Below are 22,597 nucleotides of genomic sequence, written 5' to 3' on the forward strand. Positions count from 1 at the left end.
GGCCGTTTGCCGGGCAGCATGATGTCCATGTGGTTAACGACGTCCCACGCCGACATTCGGCGGAACAGCGCCATGCCGATGATGCACCACACCAGGCTTTCAAGCGGGAGGCGGCGCTTGCGGATGGTCGAGACACCTGCGGCTTCAAAAGCCTGCTTCACAATGTCCGGATCAAGCAAAGCACCTAGTCCTTCAAGGGCATTTGGCCTTGAGGCCATTTCGTGAGTGAGGGACAGTGCTTTTGCTAGGCGCATAAAAAATCCGATGCTCGTTTCCAAGCATCGGATTTTGCGGCCTACGGGCTAAAGCTTAAAGTGTCAGTCTTAACTGACTGGCATTAGCCCTCGGGCAGCCTTTTTTATTGTTCAAAATCTGAACGCTTTCGCAGACTCTGTGGGAGCGGGCGAGCCCGCGAACACCGGCAAAGCCGTGCCATGCACTGCTTCGCCTGTTTCGCGGGCACGCCCGCTCCCACATGAACCGCGCCAGGCTTCAGTTTTTCTCGGCCCGCTCGCGCAGCGCCTTGAGGGTATTGAACGGCGAATCGACCACGAACTTGTTGGCGATCATCGAGGGCACACTACCGCCCGGCTCGGTGTGCACCTGATAGGTCACTTCAGTGCTGTCACCCTTGGGTACCAGCTTCCAGAAGCCCTGCACCTTCGCCACCCGTACAAAACCTTTCTCATCCGGGATGTAGGTCGGTACTCCGACCAGATTGCGGGTCAGGCTGCCGTCCGCCCCCTCGATGGTGGTGACATGCAACACGGAATCACGCGGCGTCACCGGCCACGGCGTATTGAACTGGGTGTAGGTCCAGCTCTGGTCGCCTTCATGCTTGAGCAGCTTCTGCGACTTGCACTCGTGAATCCACTTACAAGCCCCGGCCACGTCTTCCTGCAGCGCCTGGACCTTGGCCAGCGGCGCCTTGATCAGGGTCACGCCCTGGTATGCCTTGTACTTGGAGCCCGGCACTTCACTGAGCGAGACCTTGATCCCCTCCTCGTCCTTGGCCACCTGCCAGTTCTCGGCCCAGGCAGCCGGCGCCAGCAGGACACCCATGCCACACAGCAGTGCAATACGCTTGAACGATCTCATCATGTTTATCCTTGTTGTCGAAGATCCAGCCTCTCACGCCGCCGTCATCTGCTCCCACCAGCCAAGAATCCTGATTGCCTCGTCGCGGTCATTGCCGCATACCTCGATGTCCGCCTTGAATCCGCCGCACACCGCCGGCCGCTCGGGCTTGCCGAACAGTTCGCAGAGGTTTTCCGCTGTCAGGTGCAGGCAACGCTCGCCCGCCGGCTTGCCCTGGGGCATACGCGGCATCGCCGAGCTGATGGACGGGGCGATGCAGCAGGCCCCACAACCCTCACGACAATTCATGGCTAAATCAGGACTCCCTGGAACAAAACGGGACGATCGTCCCTGGATAGTAACCGCTCAAACATGCGTTTTAAATTGCTGAGCCGATGAAATCGGTCGTGACCCGGCAGTCAGTTGAGACCGCTCAGTTGCGGAACTGGAAATCGATTGCTGCGCCTTCCACATCATGGCGACTGTCGTTGCGTAGCTGCAGCTGCATCTCGTTGCTGATCAAGCGGCCGTTGAGCTGGAACGGGCTGTCGTTGGTTTCCGGCTTTTCCGTGAACATGGCAGGCAGCAAAGGTTTGCGACGAGTCGAAGGATCGCCCACTTCAGGTTCGAGATTCTTGACCATGTCGGTCGGCAGGCTCAGGTCCAGCTTGGCTTTAGGCAACGGCTGCGTGACCGCCTTGCTGACCGGCTTCTTGGGCTTGGGCTTGGGCTTGGCTTTGGCCTTGCTGGCCGCAGGCTTGGCTTTGACTACAGGCTTTGCTGCCTTGTCATGCCCTGCTTGTGCCTGGGCAGCAGGCTGCGCAGCCTGAGCCACACCCAAAGGCAGGCAGAACGGCGCAATACAGATCATCAGGGCGACACTACGCAACAGATTCATGGACATCGACAGACAGGCGGGATTGTAAAAGTGCGTATGCTCTCTGTTCCGCCCGCTGCTGGCAAGCCTACAAAAGTGAGGGCTGCGATTCTCTGCATAATTGCTGGGCCAAAAGCCCGAGCGTGATGACTGCCCGCTCGGCCTCCTTGTTCCATGGAATGCCGCAGTTGAGCCGTATGCAGTGGTTGAACTGCTCGGTGTTACTGAAGATCAGCCCGGGCGCGATACTGATGCCCTGCTCCAGTGCACGCACATGCAGTTCCTGCGTGTTCACCCGCCCCGGCAGGCTGACCCAGAGAATGAAACCGCCCGTTGGCCGGGTCATCTGGGTACCTTCCGGGAAGTGCTGCTGAACCGCCAGCTGGTAGGCACTGAGGTTCTTGCGGTACTCCTGGCGGATGTAGCGCAGATGCCGGTCGTAGCCACCGTTCTCCAGGTACGCCGCCACGCCCATCTGCGTCACGCTGCACGCCGAGTGGGTAGTGAACGTCTGCAGGCGCTGGATTTCATCCTGATAACGCCCCGCCACCATCCAGCCGACCCGCACCCCAGGCGAAAGGGTCTTGGAAAAGCTCGAGCAGTAGATGACCCGGTCAAGCCGGTCGAAGGCCTTGAGCGCCTTGGTCTTGCCCTGCTCGAACATCAACTCGCCATAGATGTCGTCTTCGACGATCTGGATATCGAAGTCCGACGCCAGGCGCAACAGCTGTTTCTGCCGCTCCTCAGGCACCGTGCCGCCCAGCGGATTGCTCAGGCGCGTGGTCAGCACCAACGCCTTGATCGACCACTGGTTGGCGGCCAGTTGCAAGGCTTCAAGGCTGATGCCGGTGGACGGGTCGCTAGGAATCTCGATCACCTTCAACCCCAGCAGGTCCGCCAATTGCAGGAGCCCGTAATAGGTCGGCGACTCGGCCGCGATCAAGTCACCCGGGCGGGTCAGCACCCGCAGCGACATCTGCAGGGCATCGACACAGCCATGGGTGACGATCACCTCACGCGGATCGACCAGCACACCGGCATCGCGCATGCGAATCGCGATCTGCCGGCGCAGCGGCTCGAACCCGGGGCTGAACATGTAGCTGAAAGCACGCGGGCTGTGAAAGCGGGTGACCTTGGCGATCTGCTGGTGCAGGGCGCGCACCGGCAGGTAATCGACGTGCGGCACGGCAGCGCCGAACGGGAACACGCCATCGCGACGCGCCTCGGTCAGCACCTGCTGGATAATGCTGGCACGCGTGACCAGGCCAGGGCGCTCAACCCGGGCGATATCCGGCGTCTGCGCAGTCAGCGCGGGCGTCTGGTGCACGTAGTAGCCCGACTGCGGCCGGGCGCGGATCAGCCCCTGATCCTCGAGATTGGCGTAGGCCTGCAACACCGTGGCATGGCTGACGTTGAGCTGGGCGCTCATCTTGCGCACGGACGGTACGCGCTCGCCTGGCTGGTAGACACCGCGGCGGATGTCATCGGCCAGTTGCTGGGCGATACGCTGGTACAGCAGCAGGTTGGTCATGGCGGTATCTCGACGCGCAGGCGGCTCGTTATTCTTGTACGACTCACTGACGGTAGAGCATACCGTAACAGTTGCAAAGTGTACTGGGACAGATGGCTAAGTAGTCAACAAAACCGTGGCGTGACACCTGTCAAAACGATTAATCCGCGCCATGCCGATGGAACCTGTGGGAGCCGCGCTTGCCGGCGATGGGCCGCAAAGCGGCCCCTTTTTCAAGGTGATCAGCGCGCTGGAGCGAGTCGCCCTTTGTCGTCAGAGAAGACGATTTCAACCCGGCGGTTCTGCGCCCTGCCCCGCTCCGAAGCATTGGCCTCGATCGGGTACTGGTCGCCATAGCCTTCGACCTGCAGGCGCTTCTCATCGATCCCCAGGTCGACCAGCATGTCTGCCACCGACTGGGCACGATCGCGCGACAGTTTGAGGTTGTCTTCTGGCGTACCGGTGCTGTCGGTATAGCCTTCGATGCGCACCACGCGACGCGGATTGAGCTGGAGGAACTGCACCAGCTTGAGCACGGTGCGGCTGGCCGAGTTCTTCAGGTCGGCACTGCCGGTGTCGAACAGCACATCGCTCAGGGTCATCACCAGGCCTCGGTCGGCCTGCTCCGAGGCGAGCGCGGCAATCTGGTTCTCCACCCATTTGCCCTGCTGCTGCACACTGGCCAATTTGGCCTCACGCAAGGCCAGTTGCAGGCGCTGGCGTTCGAGATCGAGCTTGGCCCGACGCTCCTCGCTCAACGCCAGCTTGGCGTGTTCGCTGGCAATCTCGCTGTAGCGCTGGCTCAGGTAGGCATAGTGGCGCACGTCGCTGCCCGTGCCGATGTAGCCGGACAGGCGCTCGGCGCGGGACAGCGACTCACCGGCACGGATCACGTCACGCGGGGCGCTACGCAGTACGTCGGCATCGTCCTTGACCTTCTGGAAGGCCACGGTCGCATCATCCAGCGCCGCTGAACTGCGCTGGCTGGCACACCCCTGCAAGCCTGCCGTCAGCACCAGCAGAGCCAGCGCGGCTTTCGCATCGAGGCGCATCATGGCTGCACCTCCAGTTGCTTGCGCAGGCGCTTGACCCGCGTCTGCAGCAGCTGAAGCTGTTCATCGCTCTTCTGGCTCAGTACCTGCGCTTCGGCCAGACGGGCGTCCAGTTCGGCCTGCTCGGCGCGCATGCGTGCGTCTCGATAGTCCTCGGTCAACATGTTGGTCTTGGCCCGGGCGAACTTGTCTTGAGCCAGCTTCAGCGCCTCGACCTGGTCGGTGGCGCCGACTGCCTTGGCCTGCTCCAGCGCCTGCTCGGAAATTCGCATCTGCTCATTGGGCGCCGGGTCGTTGGCGCAGCCAGCCAGGCCGAGCATGGCCACGGCCAGGATAAGGGATTGGGTTCTCACGCACTCTTCCTAATGTTTTGGGGCGTCCGCCTGCACTTGCATCTGCGCTTTCCAACGCTCGACATTACGTTGCAGCACGGCTTCGGACGCACCGGAGATCGGCAATTCTGTCAGCTTTTTCGCCAATTGCCCACGCAACCACGCGTCATTGCAGGCCGAATTGTGCGACACGGCCAGGTACAGGCCAGGGCGGTCAACCGGCAAGCCGCGAGCAATGAGGTTATTGCTCATGCCCAGGCTTTGGGCCATGGCCATGCCCGAGTAGCGCCCGGCCAATACATAATCGACCTGGCCCAGCACCAGCTTCTGGAAGGCCTGGGTGAGGTTCTGCGCGGGCGCCAGCTTCAACTGGGCCTTGGCGAAGGCGGCAAACGCCGGGGTCAGGCGCGCGCGTTCGGACAGGCTACCCTGGTACTTGGCCAGGTCGGCCGGGCCGTCGAATTCCAGCGTGGCGTCATGACGGGTCCAGACCAGATACTCATTGAGCTGCAAGGCCGGGTGGATGTAGTCCAGAGCCGTCAGCTGTTCCACCTGCATGGGGGTATCGAGCAACAGGTCCATGCGCCCGCTGCGCACCTCCTCCAGCGCCTGATCGCGCCGACCGGCGCTGAGCACCTCGACTTTCACGCCCAGCTCGCCCAGGACCTGGCGCAGCAGGTCGACATTGGCACCGATCAGGTGTTTCGGGTCTTTCGGGTCCTGCCAGGAATACGGCGGTGCGTCCGGGCTGCCAGTTGCCACCAGCCGCTCGCACTTGCCTGCCGCCATCACCACCGGCGACAGCAGCGCCGCCATGCATGCCAGCACCCTGCCCGCTTCGCGCAACACCATCCTTCACTCCTTGCCCGGCAACAAAAAAGCCCGGCCCTCAGTGCGAGGGCCGGGCTTCTTTATAAGTGAAGCAGGCGGATCAGACCAGCTTTTCCAGCTCTGGAACGGCCTCGAAGAGGTCGGCAACCAGGCCGTAATCGGCCACCTGGAAGATCGGCGCTTCTTCATCCTTGTTGATCGCCACGATCACCTTGGAGTCTTTCATGCCAGCCAGGTGCTGGATCGCGCCGGAGATACCGACGGCGATGTACAGCTGTGGCGCGACGATCTTGCCGGTCTGACCGACCTGCATGTCGTTCGGCACGAAGCCTGCGTCGACCGCGGCGCGCGACGCACCGACGGCAGCGCCGAGCTTGTCGGCCAAGCTGTACAGGTGCTTGAAGTTGTCACCGTTGCCCATGCCGCGGCCGCCGGAAACGACGATCTTGGCAGCGGTCAGCTCTGGGCGGTCGGACTTGGCCAGCTCTTCGCCAACGAAGGCCGAGATGCCAGCGTTGTGCGCAGCAGTGACAGCTTCTACAGCAGCCGAACCACCTTCGGCGGCCACGGCGTCGAAGCCGGTGGTACGCACGGTGATGACTTTGACCGAAGCGCTCGATTGCACGGTGGCAATGGCGTTGCCGGCGTAAATCGGGCGCTTGAAGGTGTCGGCCGATTCAACCGAGATGATCTCGGAGATCTGGTCGACGTCCAGCAGCGCGGCAACGCGTGGCAGGATGTTCTTGCCGTTGGTAGTGGCCGGGGCCAGCACGTGGCTGTAGCCTTTCGCCAGCTCGACGATCAGCGGCGCGACGTTTTCCGGCAGGGCGTGGGCGTAGGCAGCGTTATCGGCAACCAGCACCTTGGCCACGCCAGCGATCTTGGCAGCAGATTCGGCAACGCCGCCGACGTTTGCGCCTGCGACCAGCACGTGGATATCACCACCGATCTTGGCGGCAGCGGCAACGGTGTTCAGGGTGGCCGGGGCTACGGCACCGTTCTCTGGACCTTGTAGAAGGTCAGCGACAACCAGGATAGTCATATCAGATTACCTTCGCTTCGTTCTTCAGCTTCTCGACCAGTTCGGCCACCGATTTGACCTTGATGCCAGCGCTGCGGGCAGCCGGCGCTTCGACTTTCAGGGTCTTGTTGGTGGAGGCGAGGGAAACGCCCAGCGCATCTGGAGTCACGGTTTCCAGCGGCTTCTTCTTGGCCTTCATGATGTTCGGCAGCGACGCGTAGCGTGGCTCGTTCAGGCGCAGGTCGGTGGTGACGATGGCTGGCAGGTTCAGCGAAACGGTCTGCAGGCCGCCATCGATTTCACGGGTGACGTTCAGCTTGTCGCCAGCGACTTCGACCTTGGAGGCGAAGGTGCCCTGGGCAAAGCCAGTCAGCGCGGCCAGCATCTGGCCGGTCTGGTTGTTGTCACTGTCGATGGCCTGCTTGCCGAGAATCACCAGCTGCGGCTGTTCCTTGTCGACAACGGCTTTCAGAGCCTTGGCCACGGCCAGGGAATTCAGCTCGTCAGCGGCTTCGACCAGGATGGCGCGGTCGGCACCCAGGGCCAGGGCAGTACGCAGCTGCTCCTGGGCAGTGGCCGGGCCGACGGAGACGACAACGATCTCGGTCGCAACGCCTTTCTCTTTCAGGCGTACGGCTTCTTCCACGGCGATTTCGCAGAAGGGGTTCATGGACATCTTGACGTTAGCAAGGTCGACGCCGGAGTTGTCCGCCTTGACGCGAACCTTGACGTTGTAGTCGACCACTCGTTTGACAGCTACAAGAACCTTCATGGATTCCTCGTTACTCTCCGGTGAATAGATAGTCGCCAGGGGCAGAGCCCGGCGATGCGCGTGGGTACAAGGGCACCTCTAAAAACGTACCGGGAGGGGCAAACTTCATGGTGACCGAACAGTCTTGTCGCGACTGTTGCGGCAAATGCCCACGGGTCATTTTCTGTCGTGGCGTGTAAACTCCACTACAAATCGGCTTTCCCGCCGAAAACCCTGCTCCACACCTGGTCTTTAGAGGTGTACCTGCGCCCGGCTGCAAGCCTACGGCGAACGTAAAACCGCTCGTATCTTGACCGTAACACCCAATCCGGTCAATACGGCAAATCGGTCACCCTCCAGCCGCGTTCCAGTGATTTTACTGGGCTCCGGCAAATTCAAACAAACGTTTGTATTGGACCCGCCAAGTGGTGTAGATATAATGCGCGCCAAGACAAAACGGTGTAGTCCGTCCATTGCGTAGCTACAGTTTCGCGCCAGTGAAGCGCCGCTGCACGCAAGCACCCATAAGACAAAGCAACAGCACGAGCCTTGATGAGTAGGAGAGAACCTGTGGAACGCGAATACATGGAATTCGACGTGGTCATCGTCGGTGCAGGCCCCGCGGGCCTGTCCGCCGCCTGCCGATTGAAGCAGAAGGCCGCCGAAGCCGGTAGCGAGATCAGCGTCTGCGTGGTGGAAAAAGGCTCCGAAGTAGGTGCTCATATTCTCTCCGGCGCAGTTTTCGAACCCCGTGCCCTGAACGAGCTGTTCCCCGACTGGAAAGAGCTCGGCGCGCCGCTCAACACCGAAGTGAAGCGCGACGATATCTATGTGCTCAAGGACGCCGGCAGCTCGACCAAGGTCCCGGACCTGTTCGTGCCCAAGACCATGCACAACCACGGCAACTACATCATCTCCCTGGGCAACCTGTGCCGCTGGCTGGCCCAGCAGGCCGAGAACCTGGGCGTGGAAATCTACCCGGGCTTCGCCGCCCAGGAAGCGCTGTTCGACGAGAACGGCGTGGTCCGCGGCATCGTCACCGGTGACCTGGGTGTCGACCGCGAAGGCAATCCGAAGGACGGCCTGTACACCCCGGGCATGGAACTGCGTGCCAAGTACACCCTGTTCGCCGAAGGCTGCCGTGGCCATATCGGCAAGCAACTGATCAAGCGCTTCAACCTCGACAGCGAAGCCGACGTCCAGCACTACGGCATCGGCCTGAAGGAAATCTGGGAAATCGACCCGGCCAAGCACGAGCAGGGCCTGGTGGTGCACACCGCCGGCTGGCCGCTGGACGTGACCAGCAAGGACAACACCGGTGGTTCGTTCCTCTATCACCTGGAAAACAACCAGGTGGTGGTCGGCCTGATCGTCGACCTCTCCTACGCCAACCCGTACCTGTCGCCGTTCGATGAATTCCAGCGCCTCAAGCACCACCCGGTGATGAGCCAGTACCTCGAGGGCGGCAAGCGCATCAGCTACGGCGCCCGCGCCATCTGCAAAGGCGGCCTGAACTCGCTGCCGAAAATGGTCTTCAACGGCGGCGCGCTGATCGGCTGCGACCTCGGCACCCTGAACTTCTCGAAGATCAAGGGCAGCCACACCGCGATGAAATCCGGCATGCTCGCCGCCGAGGCAGTGGCTGATGCACTGGCTGCCGGCCGCGAAGGTGGCGACCTGCTCGACGGCTACGTCAGCGCGTTCAAGACCAGCTGGCTCCACGAAGAACTGTTCGCCAGCCGCAACTTCGGCCCGGCACTGCACAAGTTCGGCCCGCTGCTCGGTGGCGCCTTCAACTATGTCGACCAGAACTGGTTCGGCGGCAAGCTGCCGTTCACCCTGCACGACACCAAGCCGGACTACGCCTGCCTCAAGCTTGCGTCCGAGTCGAAGAAGATCGACTACCCGAAACCGGACGGCAAGCTCAGCTTCGACAAGCTAAGCTCGGTATTCCTCTCCAGCACCAACCACGAAGAGGAACAACCCTGCCACCTGAAGCTGACCGACCCGAACGTGCCGATCGCCAGCAACCTGCCGCTGTACGACGAGCCAGCCCAGCGCTACTGCCCGGCGGGCGTGTACGAAGTGGTCAGCCAGGAAGACGGCAGCAAGCGCTTCCAGATCAACGCGCAGAACTGCGTGCACTGCAAGACCTGCGACATCAAGGACCCGGCCCAGAACATCACCTGGGTCACCCCTGAAGGCGCTGGCGGGCCGAACTACCCGAACATGTAAGGCCACGGCCCTTGCAGCAACAAAAAGCCCCCGGTTCGTGAGAGCCGGGGGCTTTTTCGTATCGGCTGCTGCTACTTGTCAGCACACATGATCGGCATCGGCTCGGCGGCGAACGCCAATGGTTCACGACGCCCGAAATACAAGGCGGTCAGCAGCCCCACCGTGCCCATGATCAGGCAGAAGCCGACACACACCCACGGGCTCCACGGCATCAGTGCAATCAACGCCAGCGGCGTGGTACTGGCCCAAAGGGCGTACGCCACGTTGTAGGTGAATGAAATCCCCGAAACGCGGATTTCGGCCGGGAACAGCCCGACCATCACCGACGGCACCACCCCCACGACGCCACAGGCCAAGCCAGCCAGCGCATAAGCCAGCCAGGTCATGCCCCACTGCCCCACCAGGCTGGCGTACAGCGCACCGATGCCCAGCGGCAGCAACAGGCTGTAGATCATCAGGGCGCGCCAGGCGCCCAGGCGGTCAACCAGCAACCCGGCCAGCACACAGCCAATATTGAGGAAGACGATACCCACGCTGCTCAAGGCAAAAGTATGCCCCGCCGTCATGCCAAAACGTTGCTGCATCACCGTCGGAGTAATCACCACCAGCACCACCACTGCGGAGGTCAGCACGCAGGTCAGCAGTGCCGCCGGGATCAACGCCGAGCGGTGCTCCCCCAATACCCGCCGCAGCGGGAACTTCACCGGTTGCTCCTGGCGCTCGCGCAAGGCCAGGAACACCGGGGTTTCGCTGAGCCAGCGGCGCAGCCACACACCGATCACGCCAAACACCCCACCGAGCAGGAACGGGTAACGCCAGGCGTAATCGAGAATCTCCTGCGGCGTGAACAGGTGCGCCAGCAGGGTCGCCGTCAGCGCACCCAGCAGGTAACCGAAGGTCAGCCCCGCCTGCAGGAAGCCCAGGGCATAGCCACGACGCCCGTCTGGCGCATGCTCGGCGACGAAGGTCCACGCACTCGGCACCTCGCCACCCACGGCGGCGCCCTGCAGGATGCGCAGCGCCAGCAGGATCAGCGGCGCCGCATAGCCGATGTCGGCATAGGTCGGCATCACCCCGATCAGCAGGCACGGCAAGGCCATCATCAGGATGCTCAGGCTGAACACCCGTTTGCGCCCTAGGTGGTCGGCAAAATGCGCCATCAGGATGCCGCCCAGCGGCCGCGCCAGGTAACCGGTGACGAAGATGCCAAAGCTCTGCAGCAGGCGCAGCCACTCGGGCATTTCCGGCGGGAAGAACAGCTGGCTGAGGGTCAGGGCAAAGAACACGAAGATGATGAAATCGTAGATTTCCAGCGCGCCGCCCAGTGCCGCCAGGCCCAGGGTCCGGTGGTCGCCGCGGCTGAACCGGGGCGGGCGAGCGGTATCGATGTCAGTCATGGCAGGGTCCGCAAATCGGCAAAGGGCAAGAGGATAGCAAATGCCCGCCGCCTTGCCCCAGCATCGCCACTAACGGCTGAAGACGGTGTGGCCGAAGTTCCTGGGCTTGCGCGCATGGGCTGCGTCACCCGCCAGCCCGGGAGGCAGGGCAATCTTGCCGACCAGCACCGGGCTGTCGATGATCGCCATGAAGGATTGCAGCGCGTCGTTATCCGGCACTTGTGGCAGGCTCACACTGACGGCCTGGCGCTCGGTCTGCGGCACCACGGGCACTTTCAGGTGTTGCGAATGGTAAAGCAGGGCATGCTGGATCTGCGTACTGACCCGGCAGAAGCGGGCCAGGTCGACGCCGGCATGGCTGGCCAGCTCGATGTTGCCCAGCAGCAGATTGAACGGTTGCAGGGCGCACTGCACCAGGCGTTGCAACTCTTCGAAGGATTCGACCGGGGCAATCCGGTAATAGCCAAGGCCATTGAGCAGTTTTTCCAGCTGCAGGCGCTGGTGCGGGTGCTCGTCGGCAATCAGGATGCGCAGGGTCTTGTTTGTCATTGTCGGACCTGGGCCGTCAGGTGAATGAGGGACAGCTCCCTGACCAAACTGCGCCAGCAACAGGCAACCACCAGGGCTGCACCTGGAGGGGTCAATTTAGATAGTTGTCGGGAAACAGGGAGAAATCAAGTGGCCATCACACAGAATTTTCACCTGCCCTTCACCCCACATTCAGGACTCCCACTGCCGCATGCGCACACGGCAATGCTTCATCGCGTTGACGATGTGCTTTTCCACCAGGCTGCGGGAAATACCCAGGCGCTCTGCAATCTGCTGATGTGACAGGCCTTCGAGCTTGCGCAACAGAAAGCAGTCCCGGCATACCTTGCTCAGCTCGTCCAGGGCCTTTTGCATCAAGGCCAGGCGCTGGTCGAGTTGCATGTCCTGCTGCAGTTCTGCGCTGAGAAAGCGCCCATCGGCCTCCAGCGCATCCAGTGATTCGGCCTGGCGCACCTGATGGCGCCGGTGTCGGTCAATCACCAGGTTGAGTGCCGTCCGGTAGAGAAACGCCCGCGGATGCTCGATCTGCCCGTTTTCGGTCCGCTCAAGTACCCGCAGATAGGCATCGTGGGCAACGTCCTCCGCAGCCTGACGGTTGCCCAGGCGGGTACAAAGGAAGCTCACCAGTTCGCGATAGTAATGTTCCACAACAGCACCTGAAATCGTCCTTGCAACCCACGTGCGGGACTGAGTGATACCGGGCTGTGATAGTACAAATTATAACTATTCTCAGCAACACGCCCTCCGCCCCCTCGTTCAGGCTAAATCCGCCTGCTCAGCCTTCGTTTATCTGGGACTTCGGTGCGCACCTCGATTGGCAGCGCGTGACCACTACCCAGGCTGGAAGTCCGCATGAGCCGTTTAACCTCCCCCCGCCGCCAGTTCATCCTCGCTGGCGTGGGCCTGCTGAGCCTGGGCTGCCTGCTGGCCTGGCAAGCCCTGCCCTTTGGCGCGCAACCGCTCGGTACCGTCACGGTCACCCGGGCAGACATCGAAAGCAGCGTGACCGCCCTGGGCACCTTGCAGCCCCGACGGTATGTGGATGTGGGCGCCCAGGCGTCAGGGCAAATCCGCACCTTGCACGTGGAAGCGGGCGACCCGGTGCGCAAGGGCCAACTGCTGGTCGAGATCGACCCCTCCACCCAGCAGGCACGGCTGGATGCCGGGCGCTTCTCGATCGACAACCTCAAGGCCCAGCTCGCCGAGCAGCGTGCGCAGTTCGAGCTGGCCAGCCAGCAGCTCAAGCGCCAGCGCGATCTGGCCGCTGCCGGCGCCACCCGCGATGAAGACGTCCAGGCCGCTGTGGCCCAGCTCAAGGTCACCCAGGCGCGTATCGACATGTTCCAGGCGCAGATCCGCCAGGCCCAGGCCAGCCTGCGCAGCGACGAGGCGGAACTGGGCTACACGCGCATCTATGCGCCGATGGACGGCACCGTGGTCGCCGTCGACGCCCGCGAAGGCCAGACCCTCAACGCCCAGCAACGCACGCCGCTGATCCTGCGCATCGCCAAGCTGTCACCCATGACCGTGTGGGCCCAGGTGTCCGAAGCCGACATCGGCAAGGTCAAGCCGGGGATGACCGCCTACTTCACCACCCTGTCCGGCGGCAAGCGTCGCTGGAGCAGCACGGTGCGGCAGATTCTGCCGATCCCCCCCAAACCGCTCGAGCAGACCAGCCAGGGCGGTGGCAGTCCGGCCAACGCCAGCAGTACCGGCAACCAGGTGGTGCAGTACACCGTGCTGCTGGATGTCGATAACCCGGATGGTGCGCTGATGGCCGACATGACCACCCAGGTGTTCTTCGTCGCCGGCCAGGCCAACCAGGTCCTGACCGTGCCACTGGCCGCGCTGGACGAAAACGGCGGCCTGTTCATGGCACGGGTGCTCGACCCGCACGGCAAGGTGGTGCAGCGCCAGGTGCGCACCGGCCTCAGCGACCGCCTCCGCGTCCAGGTGCTGGACGGGCTCAGCGAGGGTGAGCAACTGCTGATGGGCGCCCCCAGCGCCAGCGGAGGCTGAATGACTGCGCCGCTGATCGAACTGGTCGATATCCGCAAATCCTACGGTGGCCAGGACAGCCCCAAGGTCGATGTGCTGCGTGGCATCAGCCTGAGCATCCACCCCGGCGAGTTCGTCGCCATCGTCGGGGCGTCCGGGTCGGGCAAGTCGACCTTGATGAACATACTCGGCTGCCTCGACCGCCCGACGTCGGGCAGCTACCGCTTCGCCGGCAAAAACGTGGCCGAGCTGGGTAGCGATGAACTGGCCTGGCTGCGCCGCGAAGCGTTCGGCTTCGTGTTCCAGGGCTACCACCTGATCCCTTCGGGCTCGGCCCAGGAAAACGTCGAGATGCCGGCCATCTATGCCGGCACGCCCGCCAGCGAGCGGCATGCCCGCGCCGCCGCCCTGCTCGCCCGCCTGGGCCTGGCCAGCCGCAGCGCCAACCGCCCGCACCAGCTCTCGGGCGGCCAGCAGCAACGGGTGTCGATCGCCCGGGCGCTGATGAACGGCGGCCATATCATCCTCGCCGACGAGCCCACAGGTGCGCTCGACAGCCACAGCGGCACCGAAGTCATGGCGCTGCTCGACGAACTGGCCAGCCAGGGCCATGTGATCATCCTGATCACCCACGACCACAAGGTGGCGGCGCGGGCACAGCGGGTGATCGAGATCCGCGACGGCCAGATGATCAGCGACACCGCGACCGACCAGGCACCCAACGCTCCCCGCCAAGCCTTGCAAGCCGACGACCTGCGCCAGCGCCTGGACCGTGGCGCGACCCTGCGCGGGGCCTGGAAAGGTGAGCTGGTCGAAGCCCTGCAAGCCGCCTGGCGGGTGATGTGGGTGAACCGCTTTCGCACCGCCCTGACCCTGCTCGGCATCGTCATCGGCGTTGCCTCGGTGGTGGTCATGCTGGCCGTCGGCGAAGGCAGCAAGCGCCAGGTGATGGCGCAGATGGCCGCCTTCGGCTCGAACATCCTCTACCTCAACGGCAAGCCCGCCACCCTGGGCGAACCGGCCGGCACCATAACCCTCGATGACGTCGCCGCCATCGGCCAACTGCCGCAGGTCCGGCAGATCATGCCGGTGCTGGGCGAAAAGGTGATGGTGCGCCACGGCAACAACAGCCAGCGCTTCTACGTGGGCGGCAACAACAACCAGTTCCCGCTGATCTTCAACTGGCCGGCGGTCGAAGGGACGTTCTTCACCGACGCCGACGAAGCCAGTGGCGCAGCAGTGGCCGTGATCGGCCAGAAAGTCCGGGAAAAGATGCTCGCACCTGACCGCGACCCACTTGGCCAGTACCTGCTGATCGGCAATGTGCCCTTCCAGGTCATTGGCATTCTCGCTGGCAAAGGTGCCAGCTCCGGCGACCAGGATGCCGACGGGCGCATCGTGGTGCCCTACTCGGCCGCAGCCATCCGCCTGTTCGGCCAGCGCGACCCCGATTACATCACCGTCGCCGCCGTCGACGCAGCACGCGTCGATGAAACCGAAGCCGCCGTCGACCGCCTGCTGCGCCAGCGCCACCAGGGCCGTCACGATTTCGAACTGACCAACTCGGCCGCACTGATCCAGGCCGAGGCACGCACCCAGAACAGCCTGTCGCTGATGCTCGGGGCGATTGCCGCGATCTCGCTGCTGGTCGGTGGCATCGGGGTGATGAACATCATGCTCATGACCGTGCGCGAGCGCACCCGGGAAATCGGCATCCGCATGGCCACCGGCGCACGCCAGCACGACATCCTGCGCCAGTTCCTCAGCGAAGCGGTGATGCTGTCGATGGTCGGCGGCATGGCCGGCATTGGCCTGGCCCTGCTGATCGGCGGCGCATTGATGCTGGGCAAGGTCGCCGTGGCCTTCACCCTGCCCGCCATGCTCGGTGCGTTTTCCTGCGCCGTTCTCACCGGCATCGTGTTCGGCTTCATGCCAGCCCGCAAAGCCGCCCGACTCGATCCGGTCAAAGCCCTCACCAGCGAATAGCCCATGACCCTGCCAAGCCGCATCAGCCTGTTGTCCCTGTGCCTGGGCCTCGCCGCCTGCAGCCTGCCGCCCACGCCATCCAGCGGCATCGCTGCACCCACCGCCTGGCAAGGCGAAACCCTCCAGCCTTCTGCCAGCCTGCCTTCGGCGCAGTGGTGGCAGGCCTTTCACAGTGCCGAACTGGACCGCCTGGTCGAACGCGCCCGGTCCAATGCCCACGACCTTGCCGCCGCCACCGCCCGCGTGCGCCAGGCCCAGGCCAAGGCGGTCATCGCCGGAGCGCCGCTATTGCCGGAGCTCAGCTTCGCGCTCGATGGCAGCCGACAGCGCCTGCTGCATGGCGAGGGCTATGACCAGCTCGATGTCAGCAAGTACGAGCGAACCAGCACGTCGTTCGGCATGCAGCTGGTCGCCAGCTACGAGATCGATTTCTGGGGAGGCCTGCGCGCTGCGCGTTCGAGCGCCCTGCACAGCCTCGACGCCAGCCGCTTCGATCGCCAGACGGTCGAACTGACGCTGGTCAGCAGTGTGGCCAGCTGTTACCTGCAGGGCCTGGCCCTGGAAGAACAGCTGCGCATTGCCCGCCTCAACCTGCGTAACGCCCGTGATGTCCTGGCGCTGGTCGAGACACGTCAGCGTGCCGGCTCCGCGACGCGTCTGGAACTGGCCCAGCAGCGCAGCCTGGTGGCCGCCCAGGAGCGGCAAGTGCCGCTGCTTGAGCAGCAGTGGCAGGACAACCGTGTGACCCTGGCCACGCTGCTGGGCGACCCGGTCCAGGCCCTGCCCGCCACGGGTGAAGCGCTGGCAACCGTGAACTGGCCTCGCATTGGCAGCGGCGTACCCAGCGAACTGCTCGCCCGCCGCCCGGACATCGCCGCTGCCGAGGCACGCCTGGCCGCCGCCCACGCCAATGTGCAAGTGGCCAGGGCCGCCCTGCTGCCAAAAGTGACCCTGGGCGCCAACCTCGGCACCGGCGCAAGCACCCTGCCCGAGGTATTCGACAGCTCTTATTACACCCTGACCGCCGGCCTGGTCGCGCCGATCTTCAACAATGGCCGGCTACGAGCGGCGCAACAATTGGCCCAAGCCGAGCAGGACGAGCTGCTGGAAAGCTACCGCAGCAGCATCCTGGCCGGCTTCGCCGATGTCGAGAAGGCCCTCAATGCCATCCACGGCGTTGAGCAGCAGCGCCAGTGGCAGGACCAGGAGGTCGAACAGGCGCGCCTGGCCTTCGACCTGGCCCAGCGGCGTTACGCGGCCGGGGCCGAGACCCTGCTGAGCGTGTTGGAAACCCAACGCACGCTCTATCTCGCCCAGGACCAGCAGGCGCAGTTGCGCCTGGCTCGCCTGCAGGGCAGCGTGGCGTTGTACAAGGCGCTGGGCGGTGGCTGGCAGGTGGCGAAAGCGGGCAACGGTTAATTCGCCGTCCACGCAACTCGTTCATAGGGAAAGCCGCTTGCAAGAGGATTTCCCCATGACCCGCTCCGCCAGCATGCTACAGGCCTGGCAACAAGGCCTGCGCCGCCTGATCCAGAGCCAATCGCCAGGCGCCCGCCCCTACCGCGCGTTCGATCTGGTGCTCGCCCGGCGCATCACCCTCAGCCCATCGTTCGCCCGCCTGGTGTTCACCGGCCCGGATGTCGAGCTCATGCACACCCTGGCGCCCGATCAGCGCGTGAAACTGCTATTTCCCGCCGCTGACGGCTCATTGCCAACCCTACCCCACGACGTACACTGGAAAACGGCGCACAGCGCGCTGCCGCTCGAACAGCGCCCACCCATGCGCACCTACACCATCCGTGCCTTGCGCCCGGATGCCCTGGAAGTCGACGTGGACTTTGTGCTGCACGGCGTCAACGGGCCAGCCTCGGCGTGGGCAACCCATGCCCAGGAGGGCGACCGGCTGGTGATGGTGGCGCCGAACCTGGCCCATGCCGGCGACCCCGGCGGCTATGAATGGAAGCCGCCACACGGTACCCGCCACGTTCTGCTGATCGGCGACGAAACGGCCCTGCCCGCTATCGCCGGCATTCTCGAAGTGCTGGCAGAGCAACAGCCCGAACTGGCCGTGGAAGCCTTCATCGAAGTCCCTCAGGAGGCTGATTGCCTGCCCCTGCGGCACAGCGCCAATACCCGCCTGCACTGGCTGCCCCGTGAAGTGCTGCGCTGCGAGCATGGCCAGGCCATGCAGCACGCCGTCCGCGAACTGGCCAGCCTGCCGCTGGAAAGCGCTTTTTATGCCTGGGTGGCCGGGGAGTCGGCGACGGTGCTGGAGATTCGCCGGTACCTGACAAAACAGCGTGGGCTGCAGCGCGACAGCCTGATGACGATGGGGTATTGGCGCCTGGGTGAAAACAGCGACTGATCAGGCTGCATGAGAGGGCCGCAGCGCGGCCCTCCCGGACTCAAATGGCTGCAGCAACCGCCTCGGCGAAGCGCTGCGCCACCTCGTCGATCTGCTGCGCACTGATGATCAGTGGCGGCAGGAAGCGCACCACGGCGCCATGGCGCCCGCCCAGTTCGAGAATCAGACCACGCTTGAGGCATTCGCGCTGGACCTTCGGTGCCAGCACCCGATTGGCAGGCGGGTGGCCAAGCGTATCCGGCTGACCTTGTGGGTCGACCAACTCCACCCCAAGCATCAGGCCACGGCCACGGATATCACCCAGTTGTGGATAGTCCCGTTGCAGCCGCTGCAGATGCTCACGCAAACGCAGGCCCATGGCCTCGGCATGTTCGGCCAGGCGGTGCTCGACCAGGTAGTTGATCACCGCCGAACCGGCGGCCATGGCCATCTGATTGCCGCGGAAGGTACCGGCATGGGCGCCTGGCTTCCAGGTATCCAGCCAGTCGCGGTACACCACCACCGCCAGTGGCAGGCTGCCGCCAATGGCCTTGGACAGCGTGACCACATCCGGCACGATGCCGGCATGCTCGAAGGCGAACATCCGCCCGGTCCGGGCGAAGCCGCTCTGGATCTCGTCGACGATCAACGCCACACCAGCCTGTTCGGTGATGCGCCGCACCCCCTTGAGCCACTCGATGTCGGCCGGGATCACCCCGCCTTCACCTTGCACCACTTCAAGGATCACCGCCGCCGGCAGCGGCACGCCGCTTTCCGGGTCCAGCAACAGGTTTTCCAGGTAATGAAGGTTGGCCTTGACCCCGGCTTCACCGCCCAGGCCGAACGGGCAACGGTAGTCGTAGGGGTACGGCATGAACTGCACACCATTGCTCAGCAGCGCGCCCAGTGGCTGCTTGGGGCCGTGGCTGCCCATCAGGCTCAGCGCGCCTTGGCTCATGCCGTGATAGGCGCCTTGGAAGGCCAGCACGGTGCTGCGCCCGGTGGCACCGCGCACCAGCTTGAGCGCCGCTTCCACCGCGTCGGTGCCGGTCGGCCCGCAGAACTGCACCTTGGCTTCGCGGCGCAGGGCCTCAGGCAGGATGCCGAACAGGTCCTGGACGAAGCGGTCCTTGACCGGCGTGGTCAGGTCCAGGGTGTGCAGCGGCAGTTCGTCGGCCAGCACGCGCTGGATAGCCTCGATCACCACCGGGTGATTGTGGCCCAGGGCCAGGGTCCCGGCGCCGGCCAGGCAGTCGATGAACTGGCGGCCTTCGACGTCCTCGACGTGGATGCCACGGGCGCGCTTGAGCGCCAGCGGGATGCGCCGGGGGTAGCTGCGGGCGTTGGATTCCTGTTGCTGCTGGCGCAGCAGCAGGGGCGAGTCACTGAATTCGTACAAAGGTTGCGGCGCGCTGGCCGGCGGGACCTGGGCAAGGCTGGTAGCGGTGGACATGGGTGAATCCTCGCAAGCAAGCGAATGGGCAGTTATCGCTTGGAAAACGCTTGAGTGCGGGGAGGATTTAGCGGTTGTTGCGGGAAATTCGTTAGCCTGTGCCGGCCCTTTCGCGGGCAAGCCCGCTCCCACAGGTATTGCGTGGACCTCCTGCCCTGTGCAGTACCTGTGGGAGCGGGCTTGCCCGCGAAAGGGCCGGCACAAACAATGAAGATCAACTGGCCGAGCGCGCTGGCACCTGCAGCAGAACCCGCAACCCATCATGGCGACTATCGAACCTGAGGCTGCCGGCACAGCGCTGCACGATCGCCTGAACGATCGCCAACCCCAACCCACACCCCCCACTCTGCCCGTTGCGCCAGAAGCGCTCGGTCAGGTGCTGCAGATCGCCATCAGCTATGCCCGGCCCATGGTCACGCACCATGAACCCCACCTGCCCATCGGCCATCTGCACTTCCAGCTCCACCTCGGTATCACCCCCATGGCGCAGGGCGTTGTCCAGCAGGTTGCGCAAGGCCGCCACCGCAAGCGGCGCAGGCATGCCCAGGTAGATCTGCGTAGCCTCCTGCGGCAGGTGCAAAACGATGCGTCGATTGTCACCGCCCCCGGCATCCTGCACCGCCTGGCGGGCGACCTGCTCGGCGCTGCATTGCACCCCGTCCTCGAACGACAGGCTGCCCTCGACCCGCGCCAGCATCAGTAGCTGCTCCAGGGTTCGGTGCATGCGGTCGGCGCCTTGCTCGGCATGCTCCAGCGCCTGCTCGCGTACCGCGCCGTCGGTCATGCGCGCCACTTGCAGGTGGGTCTTGATCGCCGTCAGCGGGCTGCGCAGCTCGTGGGCCGCATCGTCGGTCAGGCGCCGTTCGCGCTCGATGGTCTGCGCGATGCGCAGGAACAGCTGGTTCTGGGTGTCGAGCAAGGGTTGCAGCTCGCTGGGCAAGCCGGCCACCTGCAATGGCTCGACACTGTCGGCACGCCGTCGGCGCAAGGCGTCGCGCATGCGATTGAGCGGCTCCAGGCCTTTGCCCAGGCCGATCCACAGCAGCCCGAGGCTACCGAGCAAGGCCATCAGCACCGGTGCCGAGGCGGCCAGCAGGATCGACTGGTTCAGCGCCTCGCGCTCCATGTGCCGGTCGGCGGTGGTGATACGCACGTCACCGTGGTTGTAAGTGAAGGTGCGCCACAACGCACCGTCGATGGTCTGGTCGCGGAAGCCGCTGCGCTGGTCATCCATGGCGCCGTCATGCTTGTGGTTGCTGGCGAGGATCTCGCCGCGCAGGGAACTGACCTGGCAGGCCATGCCGTCGGGCACGCTCAACTGGTCGGCGGAAAAATGCGCATCCTCGCCCTTGGCCGCCAGCGGTTGCGGCAGCTGGTCGACGAGCCCGGCGACCATGCGCGCCGAGGCCACCAGGCGCTGGTCGAGGGAAAACATCATCTGCTGGCGCAGGTCGCGCAGCATCCACGCCGCTGCCAGTGCCCAGATGATGATGAAGGCGGTGCCGAGGATCAGGCTGAGGCGTACCCGCAGGCTCATGAGGTGCTTCTCTCGGAGGTTTGCTCCGGCGCCTGAGCCGGCCCCAGGCGATAACCCAGGCCACGCACGGTCTCGACGATGCTGTTGCCGAGCTTGCGCCGCAGGTGATGGATATGCACGTTCAACGCGTTGCTCTCGACCTCATCGCTGAAGCCGTACACACAGTCCTTGAGCTGTTCGCTGGACAGCACCCGGCCGGGGTTCTGCATCAACGCCTGAAGCAGCGCCTGCTCGCGCCGCGACAGGTCGACCGGCTGGCCGGCCAGGGTCGCCTCGCAGCTGCTCGGGTCGTAACGCAGCGGGCCATGCTCGATCACGTTCACCGCCCGCCCCGCTACCCGACGCAACAGGGTATGCAGGCGTGCGGCCAGTTCGCGCAGGTCGAAGGGTTTGAGCAGGTAGTCGTCGGCACCGGCCTGCAGGCCATCGACGCGGTCGGTGACCGCATCGCGTGCGGTGAGCACCAGCACGGGCAGGTCCACACCTTGCTGACGCAGGCGGCGCAGCAGTTTCAGCCCGTCTTCATCGGGCAGGCCGAGGTCGAGGATCATCACGTCGAACTGCGCCGCCTGCAGCAGAGCCCGAGCGCTGGCGGCATTGGCCACGCGGTCGACGGTCAGGCCCTGGGCGGTGAGGCCGGCGCAAATGCCGCTGGCGATCAGGTCATCGTCCTCGCAGAGCAGAACGTGCATGGTGGGGCTCCCGGAGTGGTGTGGCTGGCATTGCACTATGGGGGGATTAAGGGGGGATTATGGACCTTTTTTGTGTTCGCCTTGATGCTTTCAGCGCCTGAGGGGTGCTCGCCTTGGTGTTTTCAGCGCCTGTGAGATCGAGCGCCGCCCGCGCGGCGCATCGCGGGCAAGCCCGCTCCCACATCTGTTTCGGGCCAATCACTCCTATGAAGCCAACAGGGACCGCCTTGTTGGCATGGCGATGCATCTCGGTGGGCGCTGATGGCGCTCCACCTGTCTCCAGTCCTGCACCATGGCGGATCCTGTTGGCGGCACAGGAGATATTGGCCCGAAACAGATGTGGGAGCGGGCTTGCCCGCGATGCGCCGCGCGGGCGGCGCTCGATCTTCAAGGCGCCAAATCCCTCCAGCCGTACCCTCGCAGCAACACCTCAATCCCACCCCCTCTACCCCCGCCAACAACGAAATAGACTTTTCCTACAGCCGACTCAGGAACGTCCTACACCCACTCCATGATGTGATTTCCCCTGCACAAAACTGGCAGGGAGACGCCTCATGCTGCTCTGGCACATCGTGCCCACCTGGCACGATATCGAGACACGCATCACCGATGAAATGGGCTATCAAGGAGGCGCCCATTTCCGTACTTACCTCAACGAAGCAGTGCCATCACTGGCCCTCAACCTGCGCCGCGTGGACAGCGTGCGGCGCGCGTTCTACAAGGCCGAATCGGTAGCCGGCCAGCTGCTGCGCCAGCGCTTCGCAGACCTCGACATCAAAAGCATCCTCAACGACCTCATCGGCGTCGCCGAACAGATGGCGATGATCGTCGCCGGCACTGCCCTCACCGGCGGCTTGCTCGGCGCCGGCATCGGTGCCTTCGCCGGCGGTGCCGGTGCCATTCCCGGCGGCGTTGCCGGCACCGCCATCGGCTTCAAGGTCAGCGGCTGGATCCT

22 protein-coding genes are annotated in these 22,597 nt (G+C 64.2%); 6 read left to right on the forward strand and 16 right to left on the reverse strand.

The features are described 5' to 3' along the window. The 10 genes from N430_RS28290 to N430_RS28335 form a co-directional block, all read right to left on the reverse strand. Positions 1 to 254 (reverse strand): transposase domain-containing protein (locus N430_RS28290; protein ID WP_178083414.1); only part of this gene is annotated, 254 nt, incomplete at its 3' end. Positions 255 to 492: 238 nt separating this feature from the next. Next, on the reverse strand, positions 493 to 1,098 hold the full coding sequence (locus N430_RS28295; RefSeq protein WP_110639905.1) for an START domain-containing protein: 606 nt from the start codon (positions 1,096 to 1,098) through the stop codon (positions 493 to 495). Positions 1,099 to 1,131: 33 nt separating this feature from the next. Next, the gene (locus N430_RS28300; protein WP_110639906.1) at positions 1,132 to 1,386 is read right to left on the reverse strand and encodes a YkgJ family cysteine cluster protein; all 255 of its coding nucleotides are present in this window, start codon (positions 1,384 to 1,386) and stop codon (positions 1,132 to 1,134) included. Between the two features lie 124 nt (positions 1,387 to 1,510). Further along, positions 1,511 to 1,975: a hypothetical protein gene (locus tag N430_RS28305; RefSeq protein WP_110639923.1), complete on the reverse strand. Its 465-nt coding sequence runs from the start codon at positions 1,973 to 1,975 to the stop codon at positions 1,511 to 1,513. A gap of 67 nt (positions 1,976 to 2,042) precedes the next feature. Beyond that, entirely contained in the window at positions 2,043 to 3,485 is a 1,443-nt protein-coding gene (locus tag N430_RS28310) for a PLP-dependent aminotransferase family protein (protein ID WP_027921315.1), read from the reverse strand. A gap of 221 nt (positions 3,486 to 3,706) precedes the next feature. Then, positions 3,707 to 4,519 carry an OmpA family protein gene (locus N430_RS28315; protein WP_110639907.1) on the reverse strand — a complete coding sequence of 271 codons (813 nt, stop codon included), beginning with the start codon at positions 4,517 to 4,519 and terminating at the stop codon, positions 3,707 to 3,709. After that, positions 4,516 to 4,869, reverse strand: a complete 354-nt coding sequence (locus tag N430_RS28320) for a DUF4398 domain-containing protein (RefSeq protein WP_110639908.1) — start codon at positions 4,867 to 4,869, stop codon at positions 4,516 to 4,518. Before N430_RS28320 ends, N430_RS28315 begins: the two co-directional genes overlap by 4 nt. 9 nt (positions 4,870 to 4,878) lie before the next feature. Beyond that, positions 4,879 to 5,700, reverse strand: coding sequence for an ABC transporter substrate-binding protein (locus tag N430_RS28325; protein ID WP_110639909.1), 822 nt, complete (start codon positions 5,698 to 5,700; stop codon positions 4,879 to 4,881). 79 nt (positions 5,701 to 5,779) lie between these two features. Then, positions 5,780 to 6,721 (reverse strand): electron transfer flavoprotein subunit alpha/FixB family protein, encoded by a 942-nt coding sequence (locus N430_RS28330; RefSeq protein ID WP_110639910.1) that lies wholly within the window; start codon positions 6,719 to 6,721, stop codon positions 5,780 to 5,782. Position 6,722: 1 nt separating this feature from the next. Next, entirely contained in the window at positions 6,723 to 7,472 is a 750-nt protein-coding gene (locus tag N430_RS28335; RefSeq protein ID WP_110639911.1) for an electron transfer flavoprotein subunit beta/FixA family protein, read from the reverse strand. 531 nt (positions 7,473 to 8,003) lie between these two features. Between N430_RS28335 and N430_RS28340 the strand changes: the two genes are divergently transcribed. Then, positions 8,004 to 9,686, forward strand: coding sequence for an electron transfer flavoprotein-ubiquinone oxidoreductase (locus tag N430_RS28340; protein ID WP_110639912.1), 1,683 nt, complete (start codon positions 8,004 to 8,006; stop codon positions 9,684 to 9,686). A gap of 71 nt (positions 9,687 to 9,757) precedes the next feature. Here N430_RS28340 and N430_RS28345 read toward each other — a convergent pair whose 3' ends face one another. From N430_RS28345 to N430_RS28355, 3 genes are all read right to left on the reverse strand, one after another. Further along, positions 9,758 to 11,083 (reverse strand): MFS transporter, encoded by a 1,326-nt coding sequence (locus tag N430_RS28345; RefSeq protein ID WP_110639913.1) that lies wholly within the window; start codon positions 11,081 to 11,083, stop codon positions 9,758 to 9,760. A 69-nt stretch (positions 11,084 to 11,152) separates the two neighbouring features. Next, complete coding sequence (locus tag N430_RS28350) at positions 11,153 to 11,632, reverse strand: histidine kinase (protein ID WP_110639914.1); 480 nt, start codon at positions 11,630 to 11,632, stop codon at positions 11,153 to 11,155. A 171-nt stretch (positions 11,633 to 11,803) separates the two neighbouring features. Then, positions 11,804 to 12,280, reverse strand: a complete 477-nt coding sequence (locus tag N430_RS28355) for a sigma-70 family RNA polymerase sigma factor (protein ID WP_110639915.1) — start codon at positions 12,278 to 12,280, stop codon at positions 11,804 to 11,806. A 204-nt stretch (positions 12,281 to 12,484) separates the two neighbouring features. On the opposite strand from N430_RS28355, the gene N430_RS28360 reads away from it, so the two are divergent. Genes N430_RS28360 through N430_RS28375 form a run of 4 tightly spaced genes read left to right on the forward strand, consistent with a single transcriptional unit; the run spans position 12,485 to position 17,981 of the window. Further along, the gene (locus N430_RS28360) at positions 12,485 to 13,651 is read left to right on the forward strand and encodes an efflux RND transporter periplasmic adaptor subunit (RefSeq protein ID WP_110639916.1); all 1,167 of its coding nucleotides are present in this window, start codon (positions 12,485 to 12,487) and stop codon (positions 13,649 to 13,651) included. After that, positions 13,652 to 15,616, forward strand: coding sequence for a MacB family efflux pump subunit (locus N430_RS28365; protein ID WP_110639917.1), 1,965 nt, complete (start codon positions 13,652 to 13,654; stop codon positions 15,614 to 15,616). 3 nt (positions 15,617 to 15,619) lie between these two features. Next, on the forward strand, positions 15,620 to 17,035 hold the full coding sequence (locus tag N430_RS28370; protein WP_110639918.1) for an efflux transporter outer membrane subunit: 1,416 nt from the start codon (positions 15,620 to 15,622) through the stop codon (positions 17,033 to 17,035). A gap of 55 nt (positions 17,036 to 17,090) precedes the next feature. After that, positions 17,091 to 17,981, forward strand: coding sequence for a siderophore-interacting protein (locus N430_RS28375; protein ID WP_110639919.1), 891 nt, complete (start codon positions 17,091 to 17,093; stop codon positions 17,979 to 17,981). 40 nt (positions 17,982 to 18,021) lie between these two features. Here the strand turns inward: N430_RS28375 and N430_RS28380 are convergent, their stop codons facing one another. The 3 genes from N430_RS28380 to N430_RS28390 form a co-directional block, all read right to left on the reverse strand. Then, complete coding sequence (locus tag N430_RS28380) at positions 18,022 to 19,413, reverse strand: aspartate aminotransferase family protein (protein WP_110639920.1); 1,392 nt, start codon at positions 19,411 to 19,413, stop codon at positions 18,022 to 18,024. Positions 19,414 to 19,627: 214 nt separating this feature from the next. Continuing rightward, positions 19,628 to 20,950 (reverse strand): ATP-binding protein, encoded by a 1,323-nt coding sequence (locus N430_RS28385; protein ID WP_110639921.1) that lies wholly within the window; start codon positions 20,948 to 20,950, stop codon positions 19,628 to 19,630. Then, positions 20,947 to 21,642, reverse strand: coding sequence for a response regulator transcription factor (locus N430_RS28390; RefSeq protein ID WP_110639922.1), 696 nt, complete (start codon positions 21,640 to 21,642; stop codon positions 20,947 to 20,949). Before N430_RS28390 ends, N430_RS28385 begins: the two co-directional genes overlap by 4 nt. Before the next feature lie 554 nt (positions 21,643 to 22,196). On the opposite strand from N430_RS28390, the gene N430_RS28405 reads away from it, so the two are divergent. Next, positions 22,197 to 22,597, forward strand: a 401-nt coding sequence (locus N430_RS28405) for a DUF6861 domain-containing protein (protein ID WP_371922809.1), incomplete at its 3' end; no start/stop codon positions are given.

The organism is Pseudomonas sp. CC120222-01a (assembly GCF_003097235.1).
GTDB lineage: Bacteria > Pseudomonadota > Gammaproteobacteria > Pseudomonadales > Pseudomonadaceae > Aquipseudomonas.